The sequence below is a fragment of the Streptomyces sp. BE20 genome, assembly GCF_036322525.1.
Classification (GTDB): Bacteria; Actinomycetota; Actinomycetes; order Streptomycetales; family Streptomycetaceae; genus Kitasatospora.
Window position 1 is genome coordinate 179,700 of the sequence record NZ_JAQYWW010001203.1, and the last position, 26,140, is coordinate 205,839.

The following is a 26,140-nucleotide window of genomic DNA, read 5'->3' on the forward strand; positions in this document are numbered from 1 at the left end:
GCCCACCTGAGTACGGGTACTCAGGTGGGCGCGGGTGCGTCCGCCGGACGATGGGGACATGCACCCTGCAGCCACCGCGCGGATCGGCATCACCGCCGTCGGAGCCCACCTGCCCGCCCGCCGTCTGACCTCCCAGCAGCTCCAGGACGAGGTCACCGCCGGCGGCCGACTCCGCCTGCCGGAGCGGACGTTCGAGAAGGCCACCGGCATCGTCACCCGGCACTTCGCGGCCGAGGGCGAGTACGCCTCCACTCTGGCCGTGGGCGCCGCCCGGCGCGCCCTCGCCGCCCGCGGACTGGACCCGCTCGACCTCGACCTACTGCTGTACGCCTCCGCCACCCGGGACGTCTGCGAGCCTGCCACGGCCCACCTCGTCCAGGCCGAACTCGGCTCCCGCGCACACGCGCTGGACGTCAGCAACGCCTGCAACAGCTTCCTCAACGGCATCGACCTGGCCCGCGCGATGATCCTCGCCGGCCGGGCCCGGCGCGCCCTGGTGGTCACCGGCGAGACGCCGAGCCGGGCCATGCGGCGCGATCCGGAGGGCCTCGCCGACTTCCGCGACGGGTTCGCCGGCTACACCTTCGGCGACGCCGGCGCCGCCGTCGTGGTCGAGGCGGTGGAACGCGGCGGCATCCTCGACATCGAGACCGAGACCGCCTCCGAACACTGGGAGGTCGGCGGGATCCCGGGCGGCGGCTCACGGCACCCGCGCGGCGACGAGTACAGCTACTTCCGGGGCGGCGGCAAGGAGTTGCGCGGCGTCTTCGAGAAGATCGGCGGGGACATCCTGACCCGGGTGGCCGCCCGCACCGGCCTCGGCTGGGACGACTACGCCCGGGTGCTGGTGCACCAGGTGACCGTCCCCTACCTGGAGCGGTTCGTCGAACTCACCGGGGTGCCGGCGGAGAAGCTGGTGGTCACCGTGCCCGAGCTGGGCAATGTCGCCAGCGCCACGCTCGGCATCCAACTCGACCGAATAAGACACGAGTTGAATCCCGGAGACAAGGTGCTCCTGCTCGGCCTGGGCGGCGGCGTCAGCCTGATGACGATGGTCTGGGAGGCATCGTGAGCACCCCGGCGACCCCCCGGACGGACGGCCACCGGCTCTGGGTCGTCGTCCCCGCCTACCAGGAGGAGGCCCGGATCACCGGCACCCTGGACGCCCTCGCCGCCCAACGGGACCGGGAGTTCACCCTGCTGGTCGCCGACAACGGCTCGACCGACGGCACGGTGGCCGCCGTCCGCGCCTTCGCCGCCCGGGCGCCCTTCCCCGTCGAGGTGCTGGTCGAGCCGGAGAAGGGCGTCGGCTCGGCGGTCGACACCGCCTTCCGGCACGCCATCGCGCACGGCGCGACGCTGCTCGCCCGCACCGACGCCGACTGCCTGCCCGAGCCCGGCTGGAGCGCCGCCGCCCGGGCCGGGATGTGCGCCGGGGGCGGACTGGTCTGCGGCCGGGTCACCGCCCGCCGCGACGAGCACGGGCCGACCGGGCGGGCCGTCTTCCTGCTCCTGGTCGCGCTCGGCGCGTTCTTCGGCCGGATCCGGCCCGCGCACCGGCGCCGGCACGGCTACCTCACCCCGTACCGGATGCACGCCGGCAACAACATGGCGATCACCGCCGAGCTGTACCAGGCCGTCGGCGGCATGCCGCGCCGGCCTTCGCCCACCGACCGTACGTTCATCAACCGGGTCCGCCGGCACAGCACGGCGATCGTGCACCGCCGGGACATGGTGGTGCAGAACTCCACCCGGCGGATCCGCGCCTACGGGGTGGTCGGCACGGCGCGCTGGTATCTGGAGCGCGGCGCCGGACCACGCTCCGTCGACGTCCGCTGAGCACGGCGGACCCCGGCGACCCTCCCGGTCCCGGCACCGTCCCGCTCCTCGCTGCCCCACCCTCCGCGCCGACCCGGGCCTGACCGAAACCCCTGTCCCGAGCCCCTGACCCTGACCCGGCCCCTGCCCTGACCCTGACCCTGACCCTGCACCCGCCAGACTCCCTCGCCGAGGACACCCGATGCTCGACCGGCTCGCCCACGCGCTGCGCACCGTCCACCCCGACCGCCCGGCCGTCCTCCAGCACACCCGGCTCGGCACCACCCGGGTCCGGATCCGGCGCGGCGAACTCGCCGACCTCTCCGACACCTACGCCACCGCCCTGCACGCCCGCGGCCTCACCGAAGGCGCCACCCTCGGCGTCGCCGTCCGCCCCGGCCCCCGGGCCCTCGCCGTCATGCTCGCCGCGCACCGGCTCGGTCTGCGGATCGCCGTCCTGGACCCGGCCGCCGGCCCCGACGTGCTGGCCGCCCGGCTCGCCCTCGCCCAACCCGACCTGGTGCTCGCCGACGCCGCCGCCCAGGCGGTGGCAGGCTGGGCCGAGCCGCTGGCCCGGCGCGCCGGCCTCGCCCTGCCCCCGCTGGACGTGATCGGCCCGGTCGCCACCCTCGGCCGACGGCTGCCCGGCTGCGCACCAGGGTTGCGGCTCGGCCGGTTCGGCGCCTCCGTGCCCCGCGTCCCCGGCCGCGACACGTACGAGCGGGACGCCGACGCCGTCATCGTCTTCACCTCCGGCACCACCGCCCGCCCGCGCGCCGTGGTGCACACCCGGCACGGCCTGGCCGCCGGGCTGCGCACGGTCACCGACCTGGTCGACCCACGGCCCGGAACGACCGTCGTGGGCGGCACCTTCTTCGTCCTGGTCCCCGCCCTCACCGCCGGTGCCGCCGTAGCCCTGCCCGCCCGCACACCGACCGCGCTCGCCCGCCAACTCGCCCGGCTGGCACCGGCCCACACCTATCTCACCCCGCCGCAGCTGCGTGCGGCCCTGGCCGTCGGAGCCCGGTTCACCGGGCGGGTCTGGACCGGCTCGGCGCCCGCCGACGCCGCCCTGCTCCGCCGGGTCAAGCAGGCCGGCGCCGACCGGGCCTGGGGCGTGTACGCGCTCACCGAGCTGTTCCCGGCGGCGGCCGTCGAGGAGGCCGAGAAGAGCGCCTTCACCGGCCCGGGCGACCTGGTCGGCGCCCCGCTGCCGGGTGTCCGAACCGACCTCGGTCCGGACGGCGAACTGCTGCTCACCGGCCCCGGCGCCCGTCACCGCTACCTGGGCGAGGAGCCCGACCCGTGGGTGCGCACCGGCGACCGTGGCGCGCTCGACGGGAACGGCCGGATCGTGCTCGGCGGCCGGGTCAAGGACATGGTGCTGCGCCGCGCCGAGAACATCTACCCCGGCCTCTACGAACCGGCGCTGCACCTGCCGGGTGTCGCCCTCGCGGTGCTGGTCGGCGTCCCGTCCGGGGACGGCGACGAACGGTTGGTCGCTCTGGTCCAGCCCGTTCCCGGCACCGATCCCGACCGGCTGCGGGCCGCGCTGAACGCCCCGCTGGACCGGATGGGCACGGCCCGCCCGGACGCCGTCCTGTTCGGCGAGGTGCCTCTGACCGGCCGTTCCCGCAAGCCCGACCGGGCAGCCGCGTCCGCCTACTGCGCAAGGGAGTTGTCCACATGAAGGCCGTCGTCCCGGACGCGCCCGCCGGCCGCCGGACCGCACCCGCCCCCGCACCCTCGCCGGTACCGACCGGCCCCGACCCGACCGGCACCGCCCCGACCGGCGTAGCGACGCCCGCCCGCACCGACCCCGCCCGCACCGACCCCGACCGCGCCGACCCCGACCGCGCCGACCTTGCCCGCACCGCCCTCGACCGGGCCGCCCTCGACCGCGCCGCTCGCCGGCGGGACCGCCGGGTCTACCTGCACAGCCACCCGGTGCTCTTCGCCCTGCTCGCCGCCACCCGCCGACGCCCGGTGGTCCGGCTCGGCCGCACCGTCCTGGTGCACGACACCGGGGCCTACCGCGAGGCGCTCACCCGGATCCCGCTCGACCGCACCGCGCCCGGCACCACCGGCGGAGCCGCCGCCCGACTCACCGACGGCGGGCTCCTGTTCGACCAGGACGGTGCCGAACACCGTTCCGCCCGAAGGGCGTTGGCAGGAGGTCTCGACTCGGCGGCGGTGCAGCGGCTGCGCCCGCACTGGCTGGCCGTGCTCGCCGAACGGGTGCCGACGATCGCCGACGGGCCGATCGACCTGGTCCGCCTGGCCCAGGAGCTGGCCGGAGTGACGGCCGCCGCGCTGACCGGCTCCCCGGCCGCCCCGCACGCCCTGGCCGGTGCCGCCGCCCGGGCCGCGGAAGCCACCGCCCGCGACCACCTGCCCGGACCGCGACCCCGCCGCCGCACCGCCCAGGCGTCCGCCGCGCGCGCCGCCGACCTGGCCGCGCTGCTGCCCGACCCGCTGGACACGATGGTCGCGGTCGCCACCGTCAACACCACCGTCGCCGCCCTCCCCCGGGCTGCCGCCTGGTGTGCGGACGCCGGTCTCTGGCCGTCGGTCGACGCCGCCGCCGCGCCCGCGCTCGCCGCCGAACTGCTCCGCCTCACCGCACCCTCGCCCCTGCTCCCCCGGGTGGCCGCCGAGGACGCCGTGCTGGCCGGCCGCCGGGTCCGGGCCGGCGACCGGCTGATCCTGGTCGCCCGGCACGCCGCCCGGGCCCACCGGCCGGAGGCCGCCCCCGGTCCGGGCGCCACCCAGGCCGTCTTCGGCGCCGGACCGCACGCCTGCCCCGGCGCGGGCCTGGCCCGGGTGCTGCTCGCCGACCTGCTGCTCGCCCTCGCCCCGTACCGCCCGGTGGTCACCCGTGCCCGGGCCGACCGCCGCGCCGCGCTCCCCGGCTGGGCGGAACTCACCGTGCGCCGCACCCGCACCCCCACCGCCCGGGCCGACGCGGCCGCGCCGACCGCCACCGTCACCCCCGCCACGACCACGCCCGCCGTCACCGTGCCGCCCGGTCCCGCGCCCCCGGCGCCCGCACCCACCTGTCCCCACGCCGCAGCCGCCGCCCTCCACCGAGGAGACCCCCGATGCGGATAGCCGTCACCGGAGCGAGCGGTTTCTGCGGCTTCCACGTCGTCCGCGCCGCCGTCGCCCACGGTCTGGACGTGGTCGGCTACGGCCGCCGCCCCGGTCCGGCCGGCCGCCACGTCCACTGGGACGCCGCCGTCGCCGACCCGGACCTCACCGGCGTCGACGCCGTGGTGCACTGCGCCGCCGCCGTCGCCGACCTGCCCCCGGGCTCCGCCGCCGAGGCCGGGCAGTTCGCCGTCAACGTCACCGGCACCGAGCGCCTGCTGCGCGCCGCCGCCGGGCGCCCGGTCGTCTGGGTCTCCAGCGCCAGCGTCTACGACCCCCGGATCGCCCGCGAGTCCGTCCGGGAGCACCACCCCACCGAGGGCGGTCACCTCAACGCGTACGGTCGCACCAAGGCAGCCGGTGAACGGCTCGCGCTCGCGGCGGGGGCGGTCGTCCTGCGTCCGCGCGCCGTCTACGGGCCGGGCGATCCCCACCTCGTGCCCCGGCTGCTGGAACGGGTCCGGCACGGGCGACTGCTGCTGCCCGGAGGGGACGTCCGGCTCAGCCTCACCGCCGTGCAGAACCTCGCCGACGCCTGTCTGGCCGCCGCCGGGACCGGCCGCCCCGGCAACCGCCCGTGGGCACCGGGCGCCTACAACATCGCCGACGCCCGCCACTACCGGCGCGACGAGGCGGTCCGCGCGGTGCTCGCCGCCCACGGCGTGCACGCCGGGCTCCACCACGTCCCGGCGCCGCTGGCCCGGCTGGCCGCCCGCACCGGCCGGGTCCCGGGTCTGACCCCGTACGCGGTCGACCAGCTGTCCCGCAGCGTCACCCTGGACCTGGCCCGCGCGCGCTCCCAGGGCTGGCGCCCGCTCTGGGATCTCGACACCGTCCTGATGCTCGACCGCGCGGCGCCCGCGGCCGCACCCCCCGGAACCGCCGGCCCGGCCTGAACCGCCGACCCGGCCCCGACGACGGACGCCCGCACCCCTCACCGGGGTGCGGGCGTCCGCGCAAGGCCGGTCGAGGCCGGGTCAGTTCCTGGCGGCCTTCTTCACCAGGATCACCACCGCGGCGGCGATGCCCACCACCACCAGCAGCTTGATCGCCAGGCTCAGCAGGGCACCGACGACGCTGAACACCAGGCCGAGGATGTTCCAGGCGAGTACCAGCACCAGCACCGGCACGACGATGTTCCGCACCCACGAGGGCAGCGACTTCCAGAGCTCAGCCATGTCCGTTCCTTCTCTCCCCTTGGGGTCGGCTGCCGTCCGGTGCCGCATCCCGCTCGTTCTCGGTACTTCGATCGTACGGTGACGCAAGTGGCCGAACGAGAGCCAACGGCCCGGAGAGAACCCGGAGATCACCCCTACCCTGAACCCCGGGTGAACCCCCGGGGCCGGCCCCGGGGCCGGCCGTCCGGCCGCTCCCCGGACAAGCACCGGACGGGCCCCGGACGACACCGGCGACCTGCGGGGACGGCCCGCACGAGGGTCAGACCGGCCAGGTCTCCCGCCGCCACGCGGCGTCCCAGAACATCCACTCGTACCGCGAGGTGGTGACGAAGTGCTCCACCACGCGTCGCCGTTCGGCCGCGGACATCTCCTCACCGAGCCGGTCGGTCAGCGCCAGCACCCGCCGCACCACCGACTGGAACGCCTCGTCGCCGTAGGTGGCGATCCACTTCGCGTAGAGCGGGTCCGGGGAGCCCTGGGCCAGCAGCCGGTCCCCGACCCGGGCGTAGATCCAGTAGCACGGCAGCACCGCACCGACCGCCTCGGCGAAGGAGCCGCCGTAGACGGTGGCGAGCAGGTAGCTGGTGTACGCGCGGGTGGTGGGGAGCACCGGCTCGGCGGCGGCCTCCTCGGCGCTGTCGCCGAAGGCCTCCAGGAAGTCGGCGTGCATCCCCTGCTCGGCCGCCAGCGCGCCGATCGCGTCGTCGGCGAAGGCCCGCACCTCCTCCTCGCCGGGGGCCTTGGCGGCGCAGACGGCGAGCGCGCGGGCGTAGTCGCGCAGGTAGTGCGAGTCCTGCACGACGAAGTGCCGGAACGCCTCGCGCGGCAGGGTGCCGTCGGTGAGGCCGGCGATGAAGGGGTGGTCGAGTATCTCGGCGTAGACCGGCTCGATCGCCGCCCAGAGTTCTTCCGTCAGGCTCAGGCTCATGCTCCGACCCTAACCGGCGGGTCCGGGCTTCCGGAGGGCCGGTCGGGGCCCGGTCCTCGGCGGCCGGACCTCCGGCCCCACCCCTCCGGCCCCACTTTTCCGGCCTCAGTCCTCCGGCGGGGAGAACACCACCAGGACCCGCAGCTCCTCGGTGATGTGGTGGAACCGGTGCGGCACCCCGGCCGGCACGTACACCACGGTGCCCCGCCCCACCGCGGTGGTCTCGTCCCCGACGGTCAGCTCGGCCCGGCCGCTGATCACCTGGTAGATCTCGTCCTGGGTGTGCGCGGTCTGCGTGTCGGTGTCGCCGGGGGAGAGCGCGTAGAGGCCGGCGGACATCCGCGGCTCGCGCAGGAACCTCAGGTACGCACCGTCGTTGGCGGCACGCTCGGCGTCCAGTCGGTCCAGCCGGAACACCTTCATCGGGGCACCCCTCCTCGTCCGGGCGTCGGTCCAGGAGGCATTCAACACCACCACGACGCCCGGGGCTCTCGCCCGTCCCTTGACCGACCTGGGACGCTGGCCCCATGAAGGGTTTCCTCATCAAGACACTGATCAACGCGGCGGCCATCTGGGTCGCCGCCTGGATCGTCCCCGGCATCACGCTGGCCGGGGACGACTGGCAGCACAAGACGCTCACGGTGGTCACCGTGGCACTGCTCTTCGGGGTGGTGAACTGGCTGATCAAGCCGGTGGTGAAGTTCTTTTCCTTCCCCCTGTTCATCCTCACCCTGGGTCTGTTCACCTTCATCGTGAACGCGTTGATGCTCTGGCTGACCTCGTGGGCGTCGGACAAGCTCGACCTCAGCTTCCACGTCGACGGCTTCTGGGCCGCACTGTTCGGTGCGCTGATCATCAGCCTGGTCTCCTGGGGCCTCAGCCTCGCCCTCGACGACGACTGAGCGAGTCACCGTGGCGGCCCGTGCGAAGGGGCCCCGACCCGGTCGTTCACCGGGAAGGAGCCCCTTCCGTGTTCCCGCCTCCCCGGTCACCCGGCGTTCTCACGCCCTCGGAGGATGAGTGCGAGCTGGGCGTCGAGTTCGCCGGCGGTGACCTCCTGGCCCATCGGCACCAGCCGGTCGGTGCGGGTCAGGAAGGCGACCAGCGGCGGTGCCGACGACCGCAGCACGGCGCCCCCCTCGGGGGAGTGCAGCACGATGCAGACCTCGGCGAGCTCCCCGCCGGCCGGATGGATGTGCACGTCGCCCTCGCCCGCCGGGCGGCCGATCCCGTCGAGCAGCAGCTCGCGCGCGAACACCCAGGTCACCGGCTCGTCGCCGGGCAGGTGGAACGTGAAACGGACCGCGTACGGGTCGACGGGGTCGTAGGCGAGGTCGACCACGATGCGGAAGGAGAGCTCGTGCGAGACCACCAGGTTCATCATCAGGTGGCCCTGGACTGTGCTGTGCTGCATGGCGCCAGTACCTCTCGTTCTGCCCGGCCGTGCGGGTGTGGGTCCCGCGGGTGGCCGGACAAGGCAGTTCGCTGACAGGGGGAGGGAGTGCGTGCGGTACGTCCGTCCTCATCGTCCACGTTTGGGGACGTAGTGGACAAGACGTGCTTTTTCAAATGGTGAACGAGGGGCGCCCCCGGGGCCGGTCCGGTCGGGTCACGGTCCGTCAGAGGACGAACGACGGCGTCATCGCGCCGACGCTGCGGCGCAGGTGACCGGCGGCGGCGGTGAGCCGGTCGGCCTGCGCGACCGGCAGCGAGAGCGCCATCGTGGCGACCACCGAGCCGACCGTGATGGGAACGGCCGCACAGACGGTCCCGAGTGCGTACTCCTGGCGTTCGATCACCGGCATGGTGGGCCGGAGCCCGGCGAGGCGGCGCAGGACGGTCGACTCCTCGGCGAGGGTGGAGGGCGTGAGACCGACCGGGGGGTGGCGGGCGAGGTGGTCGCGCCGGGCCTCCTCCGGCAGCTGGCCCAGCAGGCACTGGCCGATGGCGTGGGCGTGGGCGGTGGCCCGGAAGTCGGCCCACGGTTCGACGGCGGGCTGGTGCGGGCCGGCCGCGACGTCGACGACGGAGACCTCGCCGTCGCGGTAGAGCGCGAAGTAGACGGCGGCGCCCAGGTCGTCCCGTAACCGTTCCATCCGGGCGCGCAGGTCGAACCGTTCGGACTGGCGGTCGTCGGCCCGGCCTATCCCGTCGACCGCCTCGCCGTAGTAGAAGCGGCCGTCGGCCCGCCGCAGATAGCCCTCGTGGGTCAGGGTGCGCAGCAGGTGGTAGGTGGTGCCGAGCGGGAGTCCGGCGGCGCGGGCGAGCTGTTTGGCGGTGGCCCCCTGGAGGAATCCTCCGACCGCCTCCAGCAGGCGCAGCGCCCGCTGGACCGAGGAGATCAGGGTGGGCTGCCGCTCCTTGCGCGAAGGGCTGGTGGGGCCGGAAGGGCTCGACGGACCCGTGGGACCCGCGGGGCCCGCCGGACTCGTGGCCCCCGGAGGCCGCGCCGGCGGTGACGTGCGCTCTGTGATCCGATCCATGGCCACGCCCAGCCCCCAGCCCGAGTCCTTGCACAGGAGGGCATGCGGAGTGAATCGCTCCGATTTGCCCGATAGTCGCTCATTGCAGCACAGCCACGACATCCCTGCAATCACTCTCGCACCGTTCGCTCGGAAAAATCCTTCGAATCAATGGCTAAATATGGATTGAATCTTTGATTCAAAGATCAGTTTAAGCTTCATCTTCGCTATCCAAGATCCATCCAGGGTCCGAACCCTCCCCGAACGGACGCACCCCGGGCGGGCCGCGTTTCGGCCCGCCCGAGCCGCGGGAGACTCCCGCACAACGCTCCAGCCCCGGAGGCCGCCATGCGCACCCCGCCTCGCCCCGTCGTCAAACGCACCGCCCGGGCGATCCTGCTGGAGGTGGACCCCGCAGACCCGTACGGTCCGGCCTCGATCGTGCTGATCAAGCGCACCCGGCCGGACTCGCCGCACCCGTACTGGATCACCCCCGGCGGCGGCGTCGAGCGCGACGACCGCACCGTGGTGGAGGCCCTGCACCGCGAGGTCGACGAGGAACTCGGCGGCAAGGTGGTCGACGTCGTGCCCGCCTTCGTCGACACCGTCAGCCACACCCTCCCCCACCTTCCGCACCCGGGGACCGCGGCCGACGACGGCACCCTCCCGCACCCGCACGGGGTCAAGGTGCAGCACTTCTTCGTCTGTCGGCTCGCCTCGATGGACCTCAGCCGGCGCCACGGGCCCGAGGTGGACGAGCCGAACGGCAAGTACGAGGTGGTCCGGGTGCCGTTCACCCGCGAGGGCGTCACCTCGGTCAACGTGGTGCCGCCGAGCCTTCGGGCGTACCTGGCCGCCAACATCGAGGGCGTCCGCGCCCTGCTCGCGCCCGACCTGGCCTGACCCCTCCGGCCCTGCCCGCGCTGCCCGCGCTACCGGGCGGGCCTAACCGGCGGCCCGGTCACCGACCAGGTCGTGCCGGATCCGCTCGGTCGGCACGCCCGCGCGCAGCAGCACGCCGACCGCGCGCCGGACCATCGCGGGCGGGCCGCTGAGGTACGCCTCGCGTCCGCTCCACGGACCGAACCGGCCCACCACCTCGGGGAGTTCCCCCGTGAGCAGCCCCGCATCAGACAGGTGCCCGCCGGACCCACCACCGGGCGTCCGCGGCCAGGTGCCGGACAGCACGGGGCGGACCGAGAGCCAGCCGTGGCGCCCGGCCAGCTCGCGCAGCGCCGCCAGCTCGTACAGCTCGGCGGCCTGCCGCGCACCGTAGAAGACCTCCACCGAACGCCCCGCCGCGCCGTGTTCGGCCACCTCCTCGACCAGCGCCCGGACCGGGGCGATGCCGGTGCCGCCCCCCAGCAGCAGCAGGTCCGCGCCGGCGCCGTGGTCGAGGGTCATCCCGCCGGCCGCGGGACCGAGCCGCAGGACGTCCCCGGGCGCCGCCCGGTGCACCAGCGCGTTGCTCACCCAACCGGCCTGCACCGCCTTGACGTGGAAGGTCAGCAGGCCGTCCGGCCGGGGCGCGGAGGCGAACGAGAAGTGCCGCCAGACCCGCGGCCACCAGGGCGTCTCCAGACTGGTGTACTGCCCGGCCCGGTACGGGTACGCCTGGTCCGGGCGGACGGTGAGGACCGCCACGTCCGGGGTGCGGCGCTCGTGCGCGACCACCTCGCCCTGCCACCAGGCCGGCGAGGTACGGGCGTCCGACTCGGCGGCCTCGATCATGATCGACGAGACCAGCCGGTAGACCCGGCGCCAGGCCAGCTCGGTCTCGGCCGTCCACCGGGTGCCCGTGTACCGGGCCAGCGCCGCGACCAGACACTCGCCGACCGGGCCGTAGTGACCGGTCAGGGTGCCGTACCGGCGGTGCCCCCGGCCGAGCGCGCCCAGGTGCGTCCGCAGGCCGTCCGGGTCGTCGGCGCCGCGGGCCGCCATCAGCAGGGCACGGAAGAGCCGGTCCCGCTGGACGTCCATCGCGGCCGGGAAGAGCGCGCGGACCTCGGGGTGGTGCAGGAAGATCAGCGCGTAGAAGTGCGCGGTGGCCCGGTCGGCGACCGGCTCGACCACCGCCAGGCTGGCCCTGATCAGCTCGATGTCCCGTGCGGTGGGCGGTTGTTCGGCCGCTTCGCGCGGTCCGGACGCATGATGCGGTCCGGGCGCGGTCCGCGGGTCGGCCGCAGTCCGCAGGTCGGCCGCAGTACGCGGGTCGGCCGCGGTCCGCAGGTCGGGCACGGGCGGGGGCGGGGCGCCGACGGGGCCGAACACGGTCGCGGGTGGCCCGGCCGCGGGGGCGGTACCGGCGTCGCCCAGGGCCTGCAGCGCCCAGGCGCGGGACCACTGGTCGCCCGGGCCGGCCCAGTTGAGGCCGGGCGCGCGGGTGAACAGCGGTTCGATGACCGGCCCGAGCGCCGGTCCCGTCACCGGACCGGTCGGATCGGGCCGGGCCGGCGCGGGGGCGACCGGCGGCGCCGCAGGGGGCGGCGGGACGGTGGGCGGAGCGGACGGCGGGTCCGGGATCACGGGGCGGACGGCCTGCGCCGGTTCGCCGGCCTCCGCCACCGCGGCCGGCGCGGCGGCGGGACCGGGGAGGGGCGGGCCTGTCGGCGGTGGAGCCGGCGGGAGGGCGGGCGGAGGGACCGCCGGGAGGGCCGGCGGAAGGTCCGGCGGGTCCAGCGGCGCCGGGGGCAACGCCGGCGCCGCGTCCGGCAGACCCGGGACGGCCGCGACAGCCGCCGACCCGTGTCCGGTGCGGACCAGGAGTGTTCTGCGGGACTTCACCGCAACGTTTCGAGTACCCAAGAGAATCGTTTCGCCTCCGGCCGGCCTGCGCCACCACCTGGCTTGTCTCTGCTGACGCCTAGGCAGCGTGGCACGCCCGAACTGCTCATCCGACAAGTCGCGCGAATCCCGGACACCCGCCCCCCGGACGCGCTACTCTCGCTCGATCTACGGGCACCCTGGGTGGCGCGACCACCACCCAGGGCAACCCTTCCCTGCTCAGAGCTGCCGCAGCAGCACCCCCGGCTGCTCGACGCAGTCGGCGACGAACCGCAGGAATCCACCCGCCGTACCGCCGTCGCAGACCCGGTGGTCGAAGGTGAACGACAGCTGGGTCACCTCGCGCACCGCCAACTCCCCCTGGTGGACCCAGGGTTTGGCGACGATCCGGCCGACGCCGAGCATCGCCGCCTCCGGGTGGTTGAGGATCGGGGTGGAGCCGTCCACCCCGAAGACCCCGTAGTTGTTCAACGTGAACGTGCCGCCGGACAGTTCGGCCGGGGCCGCCGTCCCGGCCCGCGCCGAATCCGTCAACCTGCCCAACTCGGAGCCGAGTTGCTCGGTCGTGAGCCGCTGGGCATCCCGCACCACGGGCACGACCAGCCCACGGTCGCCCTGCGCGGCGAAGCCCAGGTGCACGGCCTGGTGCCGGATGATGCCCGAACCGTCCTCGGTCACGCTGGAGTTGAGCTCGGGGAAGCGCTCCAGCGCGACCGTGCAGATCCGGGCGAGCAGCGCCAGCACGCTCACCTTCGGCCCCGGCGTAGCGTTCAACTGCCGCCGCAGTGCCATCAGTTCGGTCGCGTCGGCATCCACCCAGCAGGTCGCCGCAGGAATCTCCCGGTGGCTGCGGCTGAGCTTCTCGGCCACCGCCTTCCGCAGACCGCGCAGCGGGACGACTCCTTCACCGGACGCCGGCGACACCACCGGAGCCGCCGCCCGGCCGGCCGCCGGGAGCACCGCCGGAGCCGCCACCTTCGCCGCGACCGCCCGTTCGACGTCCGCACGCATGATCAGACCGTCCGGCCCACTGCCGCCGACCGTCGACAGGTCGACGCCCTGTTCCCGGGCCAGCCGCCGCACCAGCGGCGAGATGACCGGCGGCACTCCGGGACCCGCCGTCACGACCGCCACCGGCGCGAGCACCGGCACCTCCGCCGACGCCGCCACGGGCACCGGCCCGGCCTGAGCAACCGGGCCGGCCACGGGCCCGACCGGCAGGCCGCCCCCGCCGACCCGGCGCCGCCGGCCGGCCCGCGCCGGCTCCGCGACCCCGTACCCGACCAGCGGCCGCTCCACCTCGGCGGCGAGCTCCGCCCCGGCCGCCGCCGGTACCGCCGCGAGCGGCCGTACGCCCTCGCCCGGCGACACCGCGACCGTCACCAGCGGCGCGCCGACCGCCACCTCCTCGCCCGGCTCGCCGAACAGCGAGGTGACCACCCCGCCGTACGGGCAGGGCACCTCGACCACCGCCTTCGCGGTCTCCACCTCCACCACCGGCTGGTCGACCGCGATCACCTCTCCGACCTCGACCAGCCAGCGCACCACCTCCGCCCCGGTGAGTCCCTCACCGAGGTCGGGCAGGGTGAACTCCCGTACGACGGGCATCATCCTCAGTCCTCCCACTGCAGCCGGGCGACCGCGTCCAGGATCCGGTCCACCCCGGGCAGGTGGTGGTGCTCCAGCATCGGCGGCGGGTACGGGACGTCGAAGCCGGTGACCCGCAGCACCGGTGCGGCCAGGTGGTGGAAGCAGCGCTCGGTGACCCGGGCGGCGATCTCCGCGCCCGTCCCGCCGAAGCCGCCGGCCTCGTGCACCACCACGGCCCGGCCGATCGAGCGCACCACCCGGCAGACCGTCTCGTCGTCGAACGGCACCAGGGTGCGCAGGTCGAGCACCGCGAGGTCCCGGCCCTCGGACCTCGCCACCTCGGCCGCCTCCAGGCAGACCGGCAGCGAGGGCCCGTAGGTGATCAGCACGGCGGAGGTCCCGGTGCGCCGCAGGACGGCCCGCCCGAGCGGCTCGACCGGAGCGGCCGGGTCGAACCCGTCCTTCCCCCAGTACATCCGCTTGGGTTCCAGGAAGACCACCGGGTCGTCCGACGCGATCGACGCCCGCAGCAGCCCGTACGCATCGGCCACGGTCGCCGGGGTGACCACGTGCAGCCCCGGGGTCGCGGCGTAGTACGCCTCGGAGGCGTCGCTGTGGTGCTCGACGCCTCCGATGCCGCCGCCGAACGGGATCCGGACGGTGATCGGCAGCGGCAGCCGGCCGGCGGTGCGGTTGCGCATCTTGGCGACGTGCGAGAACAGCTGCTCCAGCGCCGGGTAGGCGAAGGCGTCGAACTGCATCTCGACCACCGGGCGCAGCCCGTACATGGCCATGCCGACGGCGGTGCCGAGGATGCCCGCCTCGGCCAGCGGGGTGTCCAGGCAGCGGTCCCGGCCGAACTCGGCGGCCAGCCCGTCGGTGATCCGGAAGACGCCGCCGAGCGCGCCGACGTCCTCGCCGAGCACGTGGACGGCCGGGTCCTCGCGCATGGCGTCGCGCAGCGCGGAGTTGAGCGCCTGCGCCATGCTCGCGGTGCGGACGCCGGTGGTGCGGTCAGGGACACCGGCGGGTCGCCGCGCCGCAGCGCCGCCCAGGGTGGGGGTGGACGACAGGTGGGAGGTCATCAGTGCTGCACCTCGGCCTCGGCGGCCAGCTCCTCGGCCAGCTGCGCCGCCTGCTCGCGCAGTTGCGGGGTCGGCTCGGCGTAGACGTGGGTGAACAGGGACATCGGGTCCAGCTCCGGGTCGGTGTGGAACTCGGCGCGCATCCGGGCCGCCAGCGTCTCCGCCTCCTCGGCCGCCTGCTGCACCAGGGCGTCGTCCAGCACCCCGAGCTCCCGCAGGGAGCGCTCCATCAGCAGGATCGGGTCGTGCTCCCGCCAGGCGGCGACCTCGGCCTCGTTCCGGTACCGGGTGGCGTCGTCGGCGTTGGTGTGCGCCTCGACCCGGTAGGTGAGCGCCTCGACCAGGGTCGGTCCGCCGCCGGTGCGGGCCCGCTCGACCGCCTCGGAGAGCACGCCGTACACGGCCGGTGCGTCGTTGCCGTCGACCAGCCGGCCGGGCATCCCGTAGCCGACGGCCTTGTGGGCCAGGCTCGGGGCGGCGGACTGGGCGCTGAGCGGCACGGAGATCGCGTAGCCGTTGTTCTGGACCAGGAAGACCACCGGGGCCTGGAGCACGGCGGCGAAGTTGAGCGCCTCGTGGAAGTCGCCCTCGCTGGTGCCGCCGTCGCCGAGCAGTGCCAGCGCGACCACCGGGTCGCCGCTCAGCCGTGCGGCGTGCGCCAGCCCGACGGCGTGCGGGGCCTGGGTGGCGAGCGGCGTGCAGAGCGGCGCGGTGCGGCCGGCCCGCGGGTCGTAGCCGGTGTGGGCGTTGCCGCGCAGCAGGGTGAGCGCCTCCAGCGGATCGATGCCGCGGGAGACCACCGCGAGGGTGTCCCGGTAGCTGGGGAACAGCCAGTCCTGCTCGCCGAGCGCCAGCGCGGCGGCGACCTGGCAGGCCTCCTGGCCGGTGGAGGCCGGGTAGACGGCCAGCCGGCCCTGTTTGGTGAGGGTGGTGGCCTGCTGGTTGTAGCGGCGGCCGACCACCAGGCGGCGGTACAGCTCGCGGAGCAGCGCGGGGTCGTGCTTCTCCAGCGCGGGCGTTCCGAGCACGCGGACGGGAGAGGGGTCCGGGAGGAGCGGGGCCGGGTCGGTGCGGGGGGCGGTGGCCCCGGGCAGCCAGCCGGGCAACGCCGTGTGGTGTCTGTGGTCGAGAACGGTCATCTCGGGGCACCTCCAGGGGTGGCGGGGGCTCCCTACCGATTGTTCGGTCGTCTGTTCATCTTGACCAGAAGCGTGACAAGGTGGTGGACAATCGGCCCGGGTGGCGGTCGACTGGTGGCAGTGCGTCCAATCATTGAGGGTGGGGGGTCATGTCGGCTGAACAGACGTCCAGACTCGACCGGGTCGACCGGGCGATCCTGCGGCTGCTGCAGCAGGACGGTCGCGCCTCGATCCGCTCGGTGGCCGAGCGGGTGCACGTGTCCCGGGCCAATGCGTACGCCCGGATCTCCAGGATGGTCGAGGACGGCGTCATTCGCGGCTTCACGGCCCGCGTCGACCACGAACGCGCAGGTCAGGGCGCGTCCGCCTACATCACCCTGAAAATCGTGCAGAACTCCTGGCGCACGGTCCGCGAGCAGTTGCTGGCGCTTCCGGGGGTCGCGCACATCGCCCTGGTCGGCGGCGACTTCGACGTGCTGCTGCTGGTCCACACCGACGACAACCACGCCCTGCGGGAGCTGGTGCTCAACCGCATCCAGTCCATCCCTCAGGTGCTCGGCACCCGCACCATGCTGGTCTTCGAGGAGACCGACCAGGTACCGCCGCTCTGACCGGCGCCCCCGGCCACGGGCGGGGAGGTGCCCCCGGCCCCGGGCCGGAGGTGCCGTACGGCTCAGCCGCGGGCGCGCAGGCCGTCGAAGGCCAGGTGGACGACCACGTCCGCGACCCCGTCGGCCCCCTTGAGGCCGGGCCGGTACCACTCCACGATCGAGTTGATCATGCCGAACAGCAGCCGGGTGGCCAGCCGCGGCTCGACGTCCGCCCGCAGCGCGCCGTCCGCGACGGCGGCCCTCAGCAGCTCGGCCACCTGGTGGTCGAACTCCCGGCGCCGCTCCAGCGCCCACTGCTCGGTGGCCGTGTTGCCGCGCACCCGCAGCAGCAGGGTGACGTACGGCAGCTCCTCCAGCAGCACCTCGGCGGTCCGCCGCACCACGTGCTCCAGGCGCTCGACCGCCGGCCCCTCCACCGCGGCCGGCTCCGCCAGGATCGCCGACAGCCCGTCCAGCGCCCGCCCGACCGCCAGCCGGAGCAGCTCCTCCTTGCCCCGCACGTGGTGGTAGATCGACGACTTGGAGATGCCGGCCGCACGCGACAGGTCCTCCATCGACGTGCCGTCGTAGCCGCGCTCGTTGAAGACGTCGACGGTCACCGCGAGCAGGGACTCCACGGTGTAGGCGGTGCGCGTGGTGTGATCGGCCATCCCCCGAGTATCCCCGCCCGGCCCGTCCCGGGTGCGCCCGGGTGGCCTGGTCCACACCAAAGGACAGGACCACGCCCTAGACTCGGCGGACGATCCGTCCACGGCCGAGCAGGGTGGGGTCCAGTCTGATGAGCGCAATACCGGCGGTCGCCTCCGATGTGCCTGAGCAGCGCAGCGACGAGTCGGTGACCGAGCCCGGCACCGACTGGCGCGAGCGCGCCCGCGAGCTGGTCCTCCGCTTCGGCCCGGCCGTCTGGTGCTACGCCGTCCTGAAGCTGGTCGGCTTCACCGTCTTCATGAAGCTGCTCTCCTTCTCCGGGGACTACCTGGAGAAGCACGCCCGGTTCGGCGGGGGCGCCAACCCCTGGGACGTGCTGGCCAGCTGGGACGGCTGGTGGTACCAGCAGGTCGCCCAGTTCGGCTACCACCCGGCGCTGGTGGCCGTCCCGAACGGCACGCCGGGGTTCACCATCGAGCAGAACTCGGCCGCGTTCTTCCCGCTCTACCCGGGGCTGATGCGGCTGATCTCGGACGGCACCGGCCTCGGCCTGTACGGCGCCGGGATGCTGGTCTCGGTGGTGGCGTCACTGTTCGCGGCGGCCGGCATCTACGCGGTGGTCGACAAGCTCGCCGGGCCGCGGGCCGGTGTGATCGCGGCCGGGCTCTGGGCGATCGCCCCGGGCTCGGGCGCCGAGTGGGCGCTCTACTCGGACTCCCTGTTCATCGCGCTGGCCGCCTGGTCCTGCTACTGCGTGATGACCAAGCAGTGGATCGCCGCCGGCGTGCTCACCCTGATCGCCGGCCTCAACCGGCCGACCTCGGCGGCACTGATCGGCGCGGTCGGCCTGGCCGCGCTGGTCGAGCTGTACCGGCGGGACAGCGGCGTGCTGCGCCCGCTGGCCGCGATGCTGCTGGCCCCGATCGGGCTGCTCGGCTACGTCGGCTGGGTCGGCTGGCGGATGGGCGACTGGGGCGGCTACTTCACGCTCCAGCGGGACGCCTGGCTGCACTACTTCGACTGGGGCCAGGGCACCTGGAACGCCGTCCGCGGGGTGCTGCTGGGCCGCAACGACTACCCGTTCGCCTACCACACGGCCGACATGCTGGCGACGCTGATCGTGCTCTCGCTGCCCGCGCTGATCGTGCTGCTGGTGCGGCTCCGCCCGCCGCTGGTGCTGACCGCGTACACCCTGGCCACCATCGTCTCGGTGCTCGGCAGCCTGGGCATCTTCGGCAACACCTCGCGCTACCTGCTGCCGGCCTTCCCGCTGCTCATCGCGTTCGCCGTGGCGATGCGGAAGCTGAGCTGGCCGGTGCTGGCCGGGCTGCTCGGTACCGGCGCGATCGCCTCCGGCTGGTACGGCGGGTACGTGATCTTCGAGCTGGGCATCCCGTAGGCCGGCCCGCGGCACCCGGGCGGTCCCCGACCGTCCGTCCTCCGGCCGAGAGGGCGCGTCCGCTCCGGACGCGCCCTCTCGCGTTTCCGCACCCGGTTCCGCCCACCCCCTTGAGCCGACCGATCGTTCGGTTACTCTGTGACGTGTCCCGTCCTCCCCTCTGAGGAGCGCACACGATGTCCGCAGCGGTCACCCACCCCGTCGTCACCGAGCTCGTCGAACGCCACCAGGCCACCCTGGACGCCGCACTCGCCGCCGCCGCGAAGCGCGACTACTGGTCGCCCTACCCCGAGTTCCCGAAGGCCTACGGCGAGAGCGCCGCCGCGGACGGCAAGGCCGCCTTCGAGGCACTGCTCAACCGGCCGTTCGAGCTGCCCGGCCACCCCGCCGACGGCGACCTGGTCGGCGGCGAGGCCTCCCCGTACGGCGTCGAGCTGGGCATCGGCTACCCGCACGCCGAGCCCGACGCGCTGATCGCCGCACTGAGCGCGGCCCGCCCGGCCTGGGCCGCCGCCGGCCCGCGCGCCCGGGCCGCCGTCTGCCTGGAGATCCTGGCCCGGATCAACGCCCGCTCGCACGAGTTCGCCAACGCCGTGATGCACACCACCGGCCAGGCGTACGCCATGGCCTTCCAGGCCGGCGGGCCGCACGCCCAGGACCGCGGTCTGGAGGCGGTCGCCTACGCGTACGCCGAGCAGACCCGGCTGCCGGAGAGCGCCGGCTGGACCAAGCCGCAGGGCAAGCGCGACCCGCTGGTGATGACCAAGGAGTTCACCGTCGTCCCGCGCGGCCTGGCGCTGCTGATCGGCTGCAACACCTTCCCCACCTGGAACGGCTACCCCGGCCTTTTCGCCTCCCTCGCCACCGGCAACCCGGTGCTGGTCAAGCCGCACCCGCGCGCCGTCCTCCCGCTGGCCCTGACCGTCAGGACCGCCCGCGAGGTCCTCACCGAGGCCGGCTTCGACGCCGGTCTGGTCTGTCTGGCCGTCGAGCACGAGGGCGGCACGATCGCCCAGACGCTCGCCGTCCGCCCCGAGATCAAGCTGATCGACTACACCGGCTCCACGGCCTTCGGCGACTGGCTGGAGGAGCACGCCCGGCAGGCCGAGGTCTACACGGAGAAGGCCGGCGTGAACACCGTGGTCGTCGACTCCACCGACGACTACAAGGGGATGCTGGGCAACCTGGCGTTCTCCCTCTCGCTCTACAGCGGCCAGATGTGCACCACCCCGCAGAACCTGCTGATCCCCCGGACCGGCATCGGGACCGACCAGGGGGCCAAGTCCTACGACGAGGTGGTCGCCGACCTCGCCGCCGCCATCGAGGGCCTGCTCTCCGACGACGCCCGCGCCGCCGCCGTCCTCGGCGCCGTGGTCAACCCCGCCGTGCTCCGGCGCACGGTGGCCGCGGCCGGCGGCGAGTACGGCGAGCTCGCACTCGCCCCGCGCGTGGTCGAGTCGCCGGAGTTCCCCGGCGCCACCGTCCGCACCCCGGCGCTGGTCAAGCTCGACGCCGACAAGCCGGACGACCGGACGGTCTTCCGCACCGAGTGCTTCGGCCCGGTCTCGTTCGCCGTCGCCGTCGAGGACACCGCCGCCGCCGTCGAGTTGCTCCGCGACACGGTCCGCACCCAGGGCGCGATGACCGCGGCCGGCTACACCACCTCGCCCGAGGTCGAGGCCGCCCTGGTCGAGGCCGCACTCGACTCCGGCGTCTCGCTCTCGCTCAACCTCACCGGCGGTGTGTACGCCAACCAGACCGCCGCCTTCTCCGACCTGCACGGCACCGGCGCCAACCCGGCCGCCAACTCCGCCTACTGCGACGGCGCGTTCGTCGCCAAGCGGTTCCGCACCGTGGAGATCCGCCGCCACGGCTGACCGCGACCTCGCCCGCCACCGGCCCGCTCCGGTCCCGACGTTCGGGGCGGAGCGGGCCGGTACCGACGTGGGCCGGGCCCGGGCGCGGTAGGCGCCGCCCCCGGGCCCCGGACGTCTCCGGGGCCCGGAGAATTCACAGCTCCGCCCCGGGACCGCGATGATGGAGGTCGGAAGCGCGCCGAACGCGGCGTCCAACCTCTGTCCGATCACCGGGAGCTGACACATGACCGAGAAGCAGACCGTCACCGACGTCCTGATCGTCGGCGCCGGACCGACCGGCCTGCTGTTGGCCGGGGACCTCGCCACCGCCGGGATCAAGGTCACCGTGCTGGAGAGGCGCAGCACCGAGTCCAACCTCACCCGGGCGTTCGCCGTGCACGCCCGGACCCTCGAACTCCTCGACGCCCGCGGCCTCGCCGACGACCTCATCGCCACGGGCCGTCCGCTCACCTCGCTGAAGATCTTCAACAAGTTCCGGGTCGACCTCGGCGAACTCCCCAGCCGCTTCCCGTTCGTCCTGATCACCCCGCAGTACCGGACCGAACAGCTGCTGCACGACCGGGCGGTCAAGGCCGGCGCGACCGTCCTGCGCGGGGCCGAGGTGGTCGGCCTGCGCCAGGACGCCGAGGGCGTGACCGTCGAGACGCTGGAGAACGGCGCCGTCACCACCCACCGGGCCCGCTACGCGGTCGGCGCCGACGGCGTCCACTCCACCGTCCGCGACCTGCTCGGCATCCCCTTCCCCGGCGAGTCCGTGGTCAACTCCGTCCTGCTGGCGGACGTCCGGCTGGAACGCGAGCCCGACGAGGCGGTCACCGTCGGCGCGAACGAGCACGGCTTCGCCTTCCTGGTGCCGTTCGGCGACGGCTGGTACCGGATCATCGCCTGGGACCGCACCGAGGAGCACCCCGACGGCACTCCGCCGTCACTCGACCGGATCGCCGCCGTCGCCCTCGGCGCGTTCGGCGAGGACTACGGCCTGCACGACGCCCGCTGGAGCTCCACCTTCCACAGCGACGAACGGCAGGTCCCCAACTACCGCTCCGGGCGGGTCTTCCTCGCCGGTGACGCGGCCCACTGCCACTCGCCGGCCGGCGGCCAGGGCATGAACACCGGGATCCAGGACGCCGCCAACCTCTCCTGGAAGCTCGCCGCCGCCGTCCGGGGCCAGGCCACCGACGCGCTGCTCGACACCTACCAGACCGAGCGGCACCCGGTCGGCAAGGCGGTGCTGCGCACGTCCGGTGCGCTGATCAGGCTCGCCCTCGCCCAGTCCGCGGCCACCCGGGCCCTGCGCGGCGCGCTGGCCTCGCTCGCCGACCACCTCGACGTGGTCGCGGAGCGCGGCGCCCGCACCGTCTCCGGCATCGGCATCGCCTACCCGGCGCCCAAGGACGCCCACCCGCTGGTCGGCAAGCGCGTCCCGGACCTGCGGCTGACCGGTCTCGAACCGCCGCGCGAGGGTGGTCCGGCCGCCCCGGACCGGCTCTACGAGGCGCTCCGGGCGGGGAAGTTCGTGCTGGTCAGCAACGACGAGCTGTCCGTCGCCGAGCCGTGGGCGGACCGGGTCATCACCGCCGCCCCGGCCGACCCGCACGGCAAGCTGCGCGACACCGTCCTGCTGATCCGCCCGGACGGCTACGCCGCCTGGGCCTCCGTCGACCCGGGCCTCGGCGAGCTCCGCGCCGCCCTCACCGACTGGCTCGGCACCCCGGCCGGCTGACCCGGCCCCGGAGGCGGGCGCCGGGTCGGCCGGCACCCGCCTCCGCCGTCCGGCCCCGCCCCGCCCTTGTTCCGCCCCTGTCCCGCACGGCCGCGGACGGGCACTGCCGCGGACGGGCACGGCCGCGGACGGGCGGCGCCTTCGCCTACTGGTGCACCTTCTCGTAGTGCCGCGCCGCCTTCGCCCGGTTCCCGCACACCGCCATCCGGCACCAGCGCCGCCGGCCGTTCTGCGAGGTGTCGAAGAAGTGCAGGATGCACGCCTCGTGGGCGCACTTCTTGACCCGCTGCGGCCCCTGGCCGAGCAGCACCAGGAAGTCGTCGACCGCGAGCCAGGCCGCCAGCCACTCCGGCGCGTCCACCTCGACCCGGTCCCGCGCCCCCGTCGCCGAGGCCTCCCGCCGGACCCGGCCGTGCCGCAGCACCGCGTCCAGTCCCGCCAGGGCCACCGGCCCCACGGCGCCGCCCCCGTCCAGGTCCCGGACCGCCGCCGCCAGCGCCTCCCGCGCCTCCCGGACGGCCGCCAGTCCGGCCCCGTCGGCCGCACAACGCCCGGCCAGCCCGGCCGAGGAGAGCCAGATCGCGTAGCCGTCCGGTTCGCCGAGCAGGTCGTTGACCGGGGTCCCGGCCCACCGGGTGTTCAGCAGGTCGAGCGCCAGCGGCTCACCGAGCAGCGGTCGCGGGTCCCGCGGGTCTGCTGTCCGCTCCGTCATCGGCACTCCCTCGCTCTCGCCCGGTCCACGAGTCTACGTCGGGGCGGTCCGTCGGGGCGGTCCGTCGGGGCAGTCCGTCGGGGCCCGCCCTCGCCGCTCCGCCGGGACCCGTTCCCGTGCCCCGGACCGGCCCCGACCGACCGGACCGGAAGGTCTGTTTCCGCTCCGTTCCGCGATCGTCAACCCTCCGCTCGCCCGCTCGTGACCACTGTCATACGCAGGACTGATGACGTAGCCTCTCGACCGTGCATAGGGTTCCCCACAGCTCGGCGAGGCCGTTGACGGCGCACTCCCGCGCCGATCCGGCTCTGCCGCACCCGCTCGGTGGGGAGAGTAACCGCATGGCCTCACAGAACCCCCAGGACGCACGGCTGAGACAGGTCGGGCCACGCCCCGACGTGCCCGCCGCCGTGCCCCCTCAGCCTGCCCTCCAACCGCCCGCCACCGCGTCCGCCGGACGCCCGAGCCCGACCGGCGGTTTCGCCGACACCCTGCACCTCGCGATCGAGGCCAGCGGCCTCAGCCTGGACCGGATCCGGGCGGCCCTCGCCCAACGCGGCGTCAGGGTCAGCGTCACGACGCTCAGTTACTGGCGGCGCGGTCGCAGCCAGCCCGAGCGGGCCAGCTCGCTGCGCGCGGTGCACCTGCTGGAGGAGCTGCTCGGTCTCCCGCACTCCACGCTCTCCTCGCTGCTCGGCCCGCCCCGCCCGCGCGGGCGCTGGGCCGCCAACGCCAACGCCAGCCACCTGCGGCTGGAGGACGTCTGGCCGGGCGAGCAGGAGATCGCCGACGTCTTCGCCGAACTGGACGCGCCGCCGGCCGGCGAGCTGGAGCGGCTGTCGATCCACGACTCGTACTACGTGGACGCCGACCGGCGCGGCAACCTGCTGAGGATGCGGCAGGTGGTCCGGGCGACGGTGGCCGGCGTGACCCGCTGCCTGGTCGTGCACAAGGCCGACGAGGAGGCCACCGGCTGTCCGGAGATCACCGGGGTCCGGCACGGCCGGCTCGGCCGGGTCCGGCGACGCCCCGACGCCGGCCTGATCGTCGGCGAGCTGATGCTGGACCGGCCGCTGGGGCTCGGCGACAGCACCGTCTTCGAGTACGAGGTGGAGATCCCGTCCGGCGGCGCCGAGACGCTGGAGTACAGCCGCCGCTTCGCCACCCCGGTGCGCGAGTACGTGCTCCAGGTGCACTTCGACCCGACGCGGGTCCCGGCCCACTGCGAGCGGTACGACCGCGACCCCGGGGCGGACGTCGACCGCCGCCGCGAGCAGCTCTGGATCGGCGCGTCGGCCAGCGCCCACGTGCTCGCCCCCGACCAGCAGCCGGGCCACATCGGCATCCGCTGGGAGTGGGAGTAGCCCCTCCGCCGCTCCGCGCCGGCTCTCCGCTCCACCCCTTCCCACCTCTGTCATGAACGAGCCATACCCCTCCCACCTAACCCCTTCATGCGGCAGTAACGGTTGACGATCCCCTACCTAACCATTACCGTCGTATGTAACGGTTAGCAAGTCACGCCCTCCGGGGCGCTCTGACCACGGGAGTGACCAGGCATGTCCGGCACCATCAGCAGCACCCTGCAGACCGGCCACGTGGGTCTGAACGTCACCGACCTCGACCGCTCGACCACCTTCTACCGGCGCGTGCTCGGCCTGGAGCTGCTCAAGGAGGGCGCCGGCCCGGAGCAGCGCTTCGCCTTCCTCGGCCGCGACGGCCGCCCGGTGCTCACCCTCTGGCAGCAGAGCGCGGGCACCTTCGCCACCGCCGCCCCCGGCCTGCACCACCTCTCCTTCCAGGTCGACTCACTGGACGAGGTCCGTGCCGCCGAGGCGCTGCTGCGCGAACTGGGCGCCTCCTTCGCCTACGACGGCGTCGTCCCGCACGGCGAGGGCGCGGCCTCCGGAGGGATCTTCTTCACCGACCCGGACGGCATCCGGCTGGAGATCTACACCCCGCAGGGCGTCGACGGGACCGGCGCCGAGGCTCCCGCCGGGTCCGCCCCGACCTGCGGCTTCTTCTAGGACTCGACCGAACGGGCACCGGGAGGCACAGCATGACCACGGACACGCCCTACCACCCCGGCGAACGGGCCGCCCAGGCACGGGCCGGCCGGCTGGACCGGGCCGACCACTCCGGACGCGCCGTCGGCAGCACCGTCCCGGCCGTGGCCGCCCGGTTCCTGACCGAGCGGCGGATGCTGGTGGTCGGCGCCGCCGACGCCGACGGCCGCCTCTGGGCCACCCAGCTCAGTGGCGCCCCGGGATTCCTCCGGGCCGCCGACGAGCGGACCCTGACGGTGGCCGCCCGGCCGTCCGGAGACGACCCGCTGGCGGGTGCCCTGGCCGGCCCGGCCGAGGTCGGCACCGTCGCACTGGACCCGGCCGCCCGGCGCCGGATGCGGCTGAACGGCCGCTCCGTGCCGGACGGCCGGGGCGGCCTGGTGATCACCGCCGACCAGGTCTACGCCAACTGCCCGAAGTACATCCAGCGCCGCAGCCCGGTGGACCGCCCGGAGGCCGGCGCCCCTCGCAGGGTGGCCGGCGGCCCCGCCCTCAGCACCGTCCAGCAGCTGCTGGCGGCCACCGCGGACACCTTCTTCGTCGCCACCGCCGGACCGGACGGCCGGGTCGACGCCTCGCACCGGGGCGGCAACCCGGGCTTCCTCAGGGTGCTCGGACCGGACCGGCTGCGCTGGCCCGACTACGCGGGCAACAGCATGTTCATGACCCTGGGCAACCTGGAGCTCGACCCGCGCGCCGGACTGCTGATCCCGGACTGGGAGACCGGCGGGGCACTGCTGGTCACCGGCGAGGCGCGGACCGACTGGTCCGACCCCGCCGGGGCCGGTCTGCCGGGTGCCGAGCGGGTGATCGACCTGACCGTCACCGACGTCCTCGAACTGGCCGACGCCACCCCGCTGACCTGGACCGATCCCGAGTACTCACCGGCGAACCCGCGATGCGCGGGCTGACCCGCCGACGGCTGACCGCCCGCCAGGTCGGCACCGTCACTACCGCCTCCCGCGCACCCGCG

Annotated in this window: 25 protein-coding genes; 14 read left to right on the top strand and 11 right to left on the bottom strand. The window is 74.6% G+C overall.

All coding sequences use genetic code 11. The features are described 5' to 3' along the window. The first annotated feature begins 58 nt into the window (after positions 1-58). From PUR61_RS39435 to PUR61_RS39455, 5 genes are all read left to right on the top strand, one after another. On the top strand, positions 59-1,072 hold the full coding sequence (locus PUR61_RS39435) for a 3-oxoacyl-ACP synthase III family protein (protein WP_329884748.1): 1,014 nt from the start codon (positions 59-61) through the stop codon (positions 1,070-1,072). After that, on the top strand, positions 1,069-1,839 hold the full coding sequence (locus PUR61_RS39440) for a glycosyltransferase family 2 protein (RefSeq protein ID WP_329884749.1): 771 nt from the start codon (positions 1,069-1,071) through the stop codon (positions 1,837-1,839). The genes PUR61_RS39435 and PUR61_RS39440 overlap by 4 nt, the downstream gene beginning before the upstream one ends. A gap of 181 nt (positions 1,840-2,020) precedes the next feature. Further along, a complete protein-coding gene (locus PUR61_RS39445) occupies positions 2,021-3,508 on the top strand; it encodes a class I adenylate-forming enzyme family protein (protein ID WP_329884750.1) in 1,488 nt (495 codons plus the stop codon). Next, on the top strand, positions 3,505-4,929 hold the full coding sequence (locus tag PUR61_RS39450; protein ID WP_329884751.1) for a cytochrome P450: 1,425 nt from the start codon (positions 3,505-3,507) through the stop codon (positions 4,927-4,929). The genes PUR61_RS39445 and PUR61_RS39450 overlap by 4 nt, the downstream gene beginning before the upstream one ends. Then, positions 4,920-5,864: an NAD-dependent epimerase/dehydratase family protein gene (locus tag PUR61_RS39455; RefSeq protein WP_329884752.1), complete on the top strand. Its 945-nt coding sequence runs from the start codon at positions 4,920-4,922 to the stop codon at positions 5,862-5,864. Before PUR61_RS39450 ends, PUR61_RS39455 begins: the two co-directional genes overlap by 10 nt. Before the next feature lie 81 nt (positions 5,865-5,945). Here PUR61_RS39455 and PUR61_RS39460 read toward each other — a convergent pair whose 3' ends face one another. The 3 genes from PUR61_RS39460 to PUR61_RS39470 all read right to left on the bottom strand — a co-directional run bounded on the left by PUR61_RS39460 (position 5,946) and on the right by PUR61_RS39470 (position 7,497). Beyond that, a complete protein-coding gene (locus tag PUR61_RS39460; RefSeq protein ID WP_329884753.1) occupies positions 5,946-6,146 on the bottom strand; it encodes a DUF5326 family protein in 201 nt (66 codons plus the stop codon). Positions 6,147-6,405: 259 nt separating this feature from the next. Further along, the gene (gene tenA / locus PUR61_RS39465) at positions 6,406-7,074 is read right to left on the bottom strand and encodes a thiaminase II (protein WP_329884754.1); all 669 of its coding nucleotides are present in this window, start codon (positions 7,072-7,074) and stop codon (positions 6,406-6,408) included. 105 nt (positions 7,075-7,179) lie between these two features. Next, positions 7,180-7,497 (bottom strand): cupin domain-containing protein, encoded by a 318-nt coding sequence (locus PUR61_RS39470; protein WP_329884755.1) that lies wholly within the window; start codon positions 7,495-7,497, stop codon positions 7,180-7,182. A 104-nt stretch (positions 7,498-7,601) separates the two neighbouring features. Between PUR61_RS39470 and PUR61_RS39475 the strand changes: the two genes are divergently transcribed. Further along, positions 7,602-7,976 carry a phage holin family protein gene (locus PUR61_RS39475; protein WP_329884756.1) on the top strand — a complete coding sequence of 125 codons (375 nt, stop codon included), beginning with the start codon at positions 7,602-7,604 and terminating at the stop codon, positions 7,974-7,976. Between the two features lie 86 nt (positions 7,977-8,062). Here the strand turns inward: PUR61_RS39475 and PUR61_RS39480 are convergent, their stop codons facing one another. After that, the gene (locus PUR61_RS39480; protein WP_329884757.1) at positions 8,063-8,488 is read right to left on the bottom strand and encodes an SsgA family sporulation/cell division regulator; all 426 of its coding nucleotides are present in this window, start codon (positions 8,486-8,488) and stop codon (positions 8,063-8,065) included. Between the two features lie 205 nt (positions 8,489-8,693). Continuing rightward, positions 8,694-9,557 (bottom strand): IclR family transcriptional regulator, encoded by an 864-nt coding sequence (locus tag PUR61_RS39485; protein ID WP_329884758.1) that lies wholly within the window; start codon positions 9,555-9,557, stop codon positions 8,694-8,696. 327 nt (positions 9,558-9,884) lie between these two features. Here PUR61_RS39485 and PUR61_RS39490 point away from each other — a divergent pair, with 327 nt between their 5' ends. Further along, on the top strand, positions 9,885-10,439 hold the full coding sequence (locus tag PUR61_RS39490) for an NUDIX domain-containing protein (RefSeq protein ID WP_329884759.1): 555 nt from the start codon (positions 9,885-9,887) through the stop codon (positions 10,437-10,439). A gap of 42 nt (positions 10,440-10,481) precedes the next feature. On the opposite strand, the gene PUR61_RS39495 is transcribed toward PUR61_RS39490, so the two are convergent. The 4 genes from PUR61_RS39495 to pdhA form a co-directional block, all read right to left on the bottom strand. After that, the gene (locus PUR61_RS39495; RefSeq protein WP_329884760.1) at positions 10,482-11,963 is read right to left on the bottom strand and encodes a globin domain-containing protein; all 1,482 of its coding nucleotides are present in this window, start codon (positions 11,961-11,963) and stop codon (positions 10,482-10,484) included. A gap of 576 nt (positions 11,964-12,539) precedes the next feature. Further along, positions 12,540-13,928 (bottom strand): dihydrolipoamide acetyltransferase family protein, encoded by a 1,389-nt coding sequence (locus tag PUR61_RS39500; protein ID WP_329884995.1) that lies wholly within the window; start codon positions 13,926-13,928, stop codon positions 12,540-12,542. A gap of 5 nt (positions 13,929-13,933) precedes the next feature. Continuing rightward, positions 13,934-14,896 carry an alpha-ketoacid dehydrogenase subunit beta gene (locus PUR61_RS39505; RefSeq protein ID WP_329884996.1) on the bottom strand — a complete coding sequence of 321 codons (963 nt, stop codon included), beginning with the start codon at positions 14,894-14,896 and terminating at the stop codon, positions 13,934-13,936. A 98-nt stretch (positions 14,897-14,994) separates the two neighbouring features. Further along, positions 14,995-16,134 carry a pyruvate dehydrogenase (acetyl-transferring) E1 component subunit alpha gene (gene pdhA, locus PUR61_RS39510; protein ID WP_329884761.1) on the bottom strand — a complete coding sequence of 380 codons (1,140 nt, stop codon included), beginning with the start codon at positions 16,132-16,134 and terminating at the stop codon, positions 14,995-14,997. 149 nt (positions 16,135-16,283) lie between these two features. Here pdhA and PUR61_RS39515 point away from each other — a divergent pair, with 149 nt between their 5' ends. After that, positions 16,284-16,745 carry an Lrp/AsnC family transcriptional regulator gene (locus PUR61_RS39515; protein ID WP_329884762.1) on the top strand — a complete coding sequence of 154 codons (462 nt, stop codon included), beginning with the start codon at positions 16,284-16,286 and terminating at the stop codon, positions 16,743-16,745. Positions 16,746-16,807: 62 nt separating this feature from the next. On the opposite strand, the gene PUR61_RS39520 is transcribed toward PUR61_RS39515, so the two are convergent. Next, the gene (locus PUR61_RS39520) at positions 16,808-17,395 is read right to left on the bottom strand and encodes a TetR/AcrR family transcriptional regulator (RefSeq protein ID WP_329884763.1); all 588 of its coding nucleotides are present in this window, start codon (positions 17,393-17,395) and stop codon (positions 16,808-16,810) included. Positions 17,396-17,523: 128 nt separating this feature from the next. Here PUR61_RS39520 and PUR61_RS39525 point away from each other — a divergent pair, with 128 nt between their 5' ends. From PUR61_RS39525 to PUR61_RS39535, 3 genes are all read left to right on the top strand, one after another. After that, complete coding sequence (locus PUR61_RS39525; RefSeq protein WP_329884764.1) at positions 17,524-18,792, top strand: hypothetical protein; 1,269 nt, start codon at positions 17,524-17,526, stop codon at positions 18,790-18,792. 176 nt (positions 18,793-18,968) lie between these two features. After that, complete coding sequence (gene paaN, locus PUR61_RS39530) at positions 18,969-20,669, top strand: phenylacetic acid degradation protein PaaN (protein WP_329884765.1); 1,701 nt, start codon at positions 18,969-18,971, stop codon at positions 20,667-20,669. A gap of 223 nt (positions 20,670-20,892) precedes the next feature. Further along, entirely contained in the window at positions 20,893-22,392 is a 1,500-nt protein-coding gene (locus tag PUR61_RS39535; RefSeq protein ID WP_329884766.1) for an FAD-dependent monooxygenase, read from the top strand. A gap of 145 nt (positions 22,393-22,537) precedes the next feature. Here the strand turns inward: PUR61_RS39535 and PUR61_RS39540 are convergent, their stop codons facing one another. Further along, positions 22,538-23,104: a CGNR zinc finger domain-containing protein gene (locus PUR61_RS39540; RefSeq protein ID WP_329884767.1), complete on the bottom strand. Its 567-nt coding sequence runs from the start codon at positions 23,102-23,104 to the stop codon at positions 22,538-22,540. A gap of 341 nt (positions 23,105-23,445) precedes the next feature. On the opposite strand from PUR61_RS39540, the gene PUR61_RS39545 reads away from it, so the two are divergent. From PUR61_RS39545 to PUR61_RS39555, 3 genes are all read left to right on the top strand, one after another. After that, positions 23,446-24,468 (top strand): hypothetical protein, encoded by a 1,023-nt coding sequence (locus PUR61_RS39545; RefSeq protein WP_329884768.1) that lies wholly within the window; start codon positions 23,446-23,448, stop codon positions 24,466-24,468. Between the two features lie 192 nt (positions 24,469-24,660). Next, positions 24,661-25,128 (top strand): VOC family protein, encoded by a 468-nt coding sequence (locus PUR61_RS39550; protein WP_329884769.1) that lies wholly within the window; start codon positions 24,661-24,663, stop codon positions 25,126-25,128. Positions 25,129-25,160: 32 nt separating this feature from the next. After that, positions 25,161-26,078: a pyridoxamine 5'-phosphate oxidase family protein gene (locus PUR61_RS39555; protein ID WP_329884770.1), complete on the top strand. Its 918-nt coding sequence runs from the start codon at positions 25,161-25,163 to the stop codon at positions 26,076-26,078. Positions 26,079-26,140 lie beyond the last annotated feature (62 nt).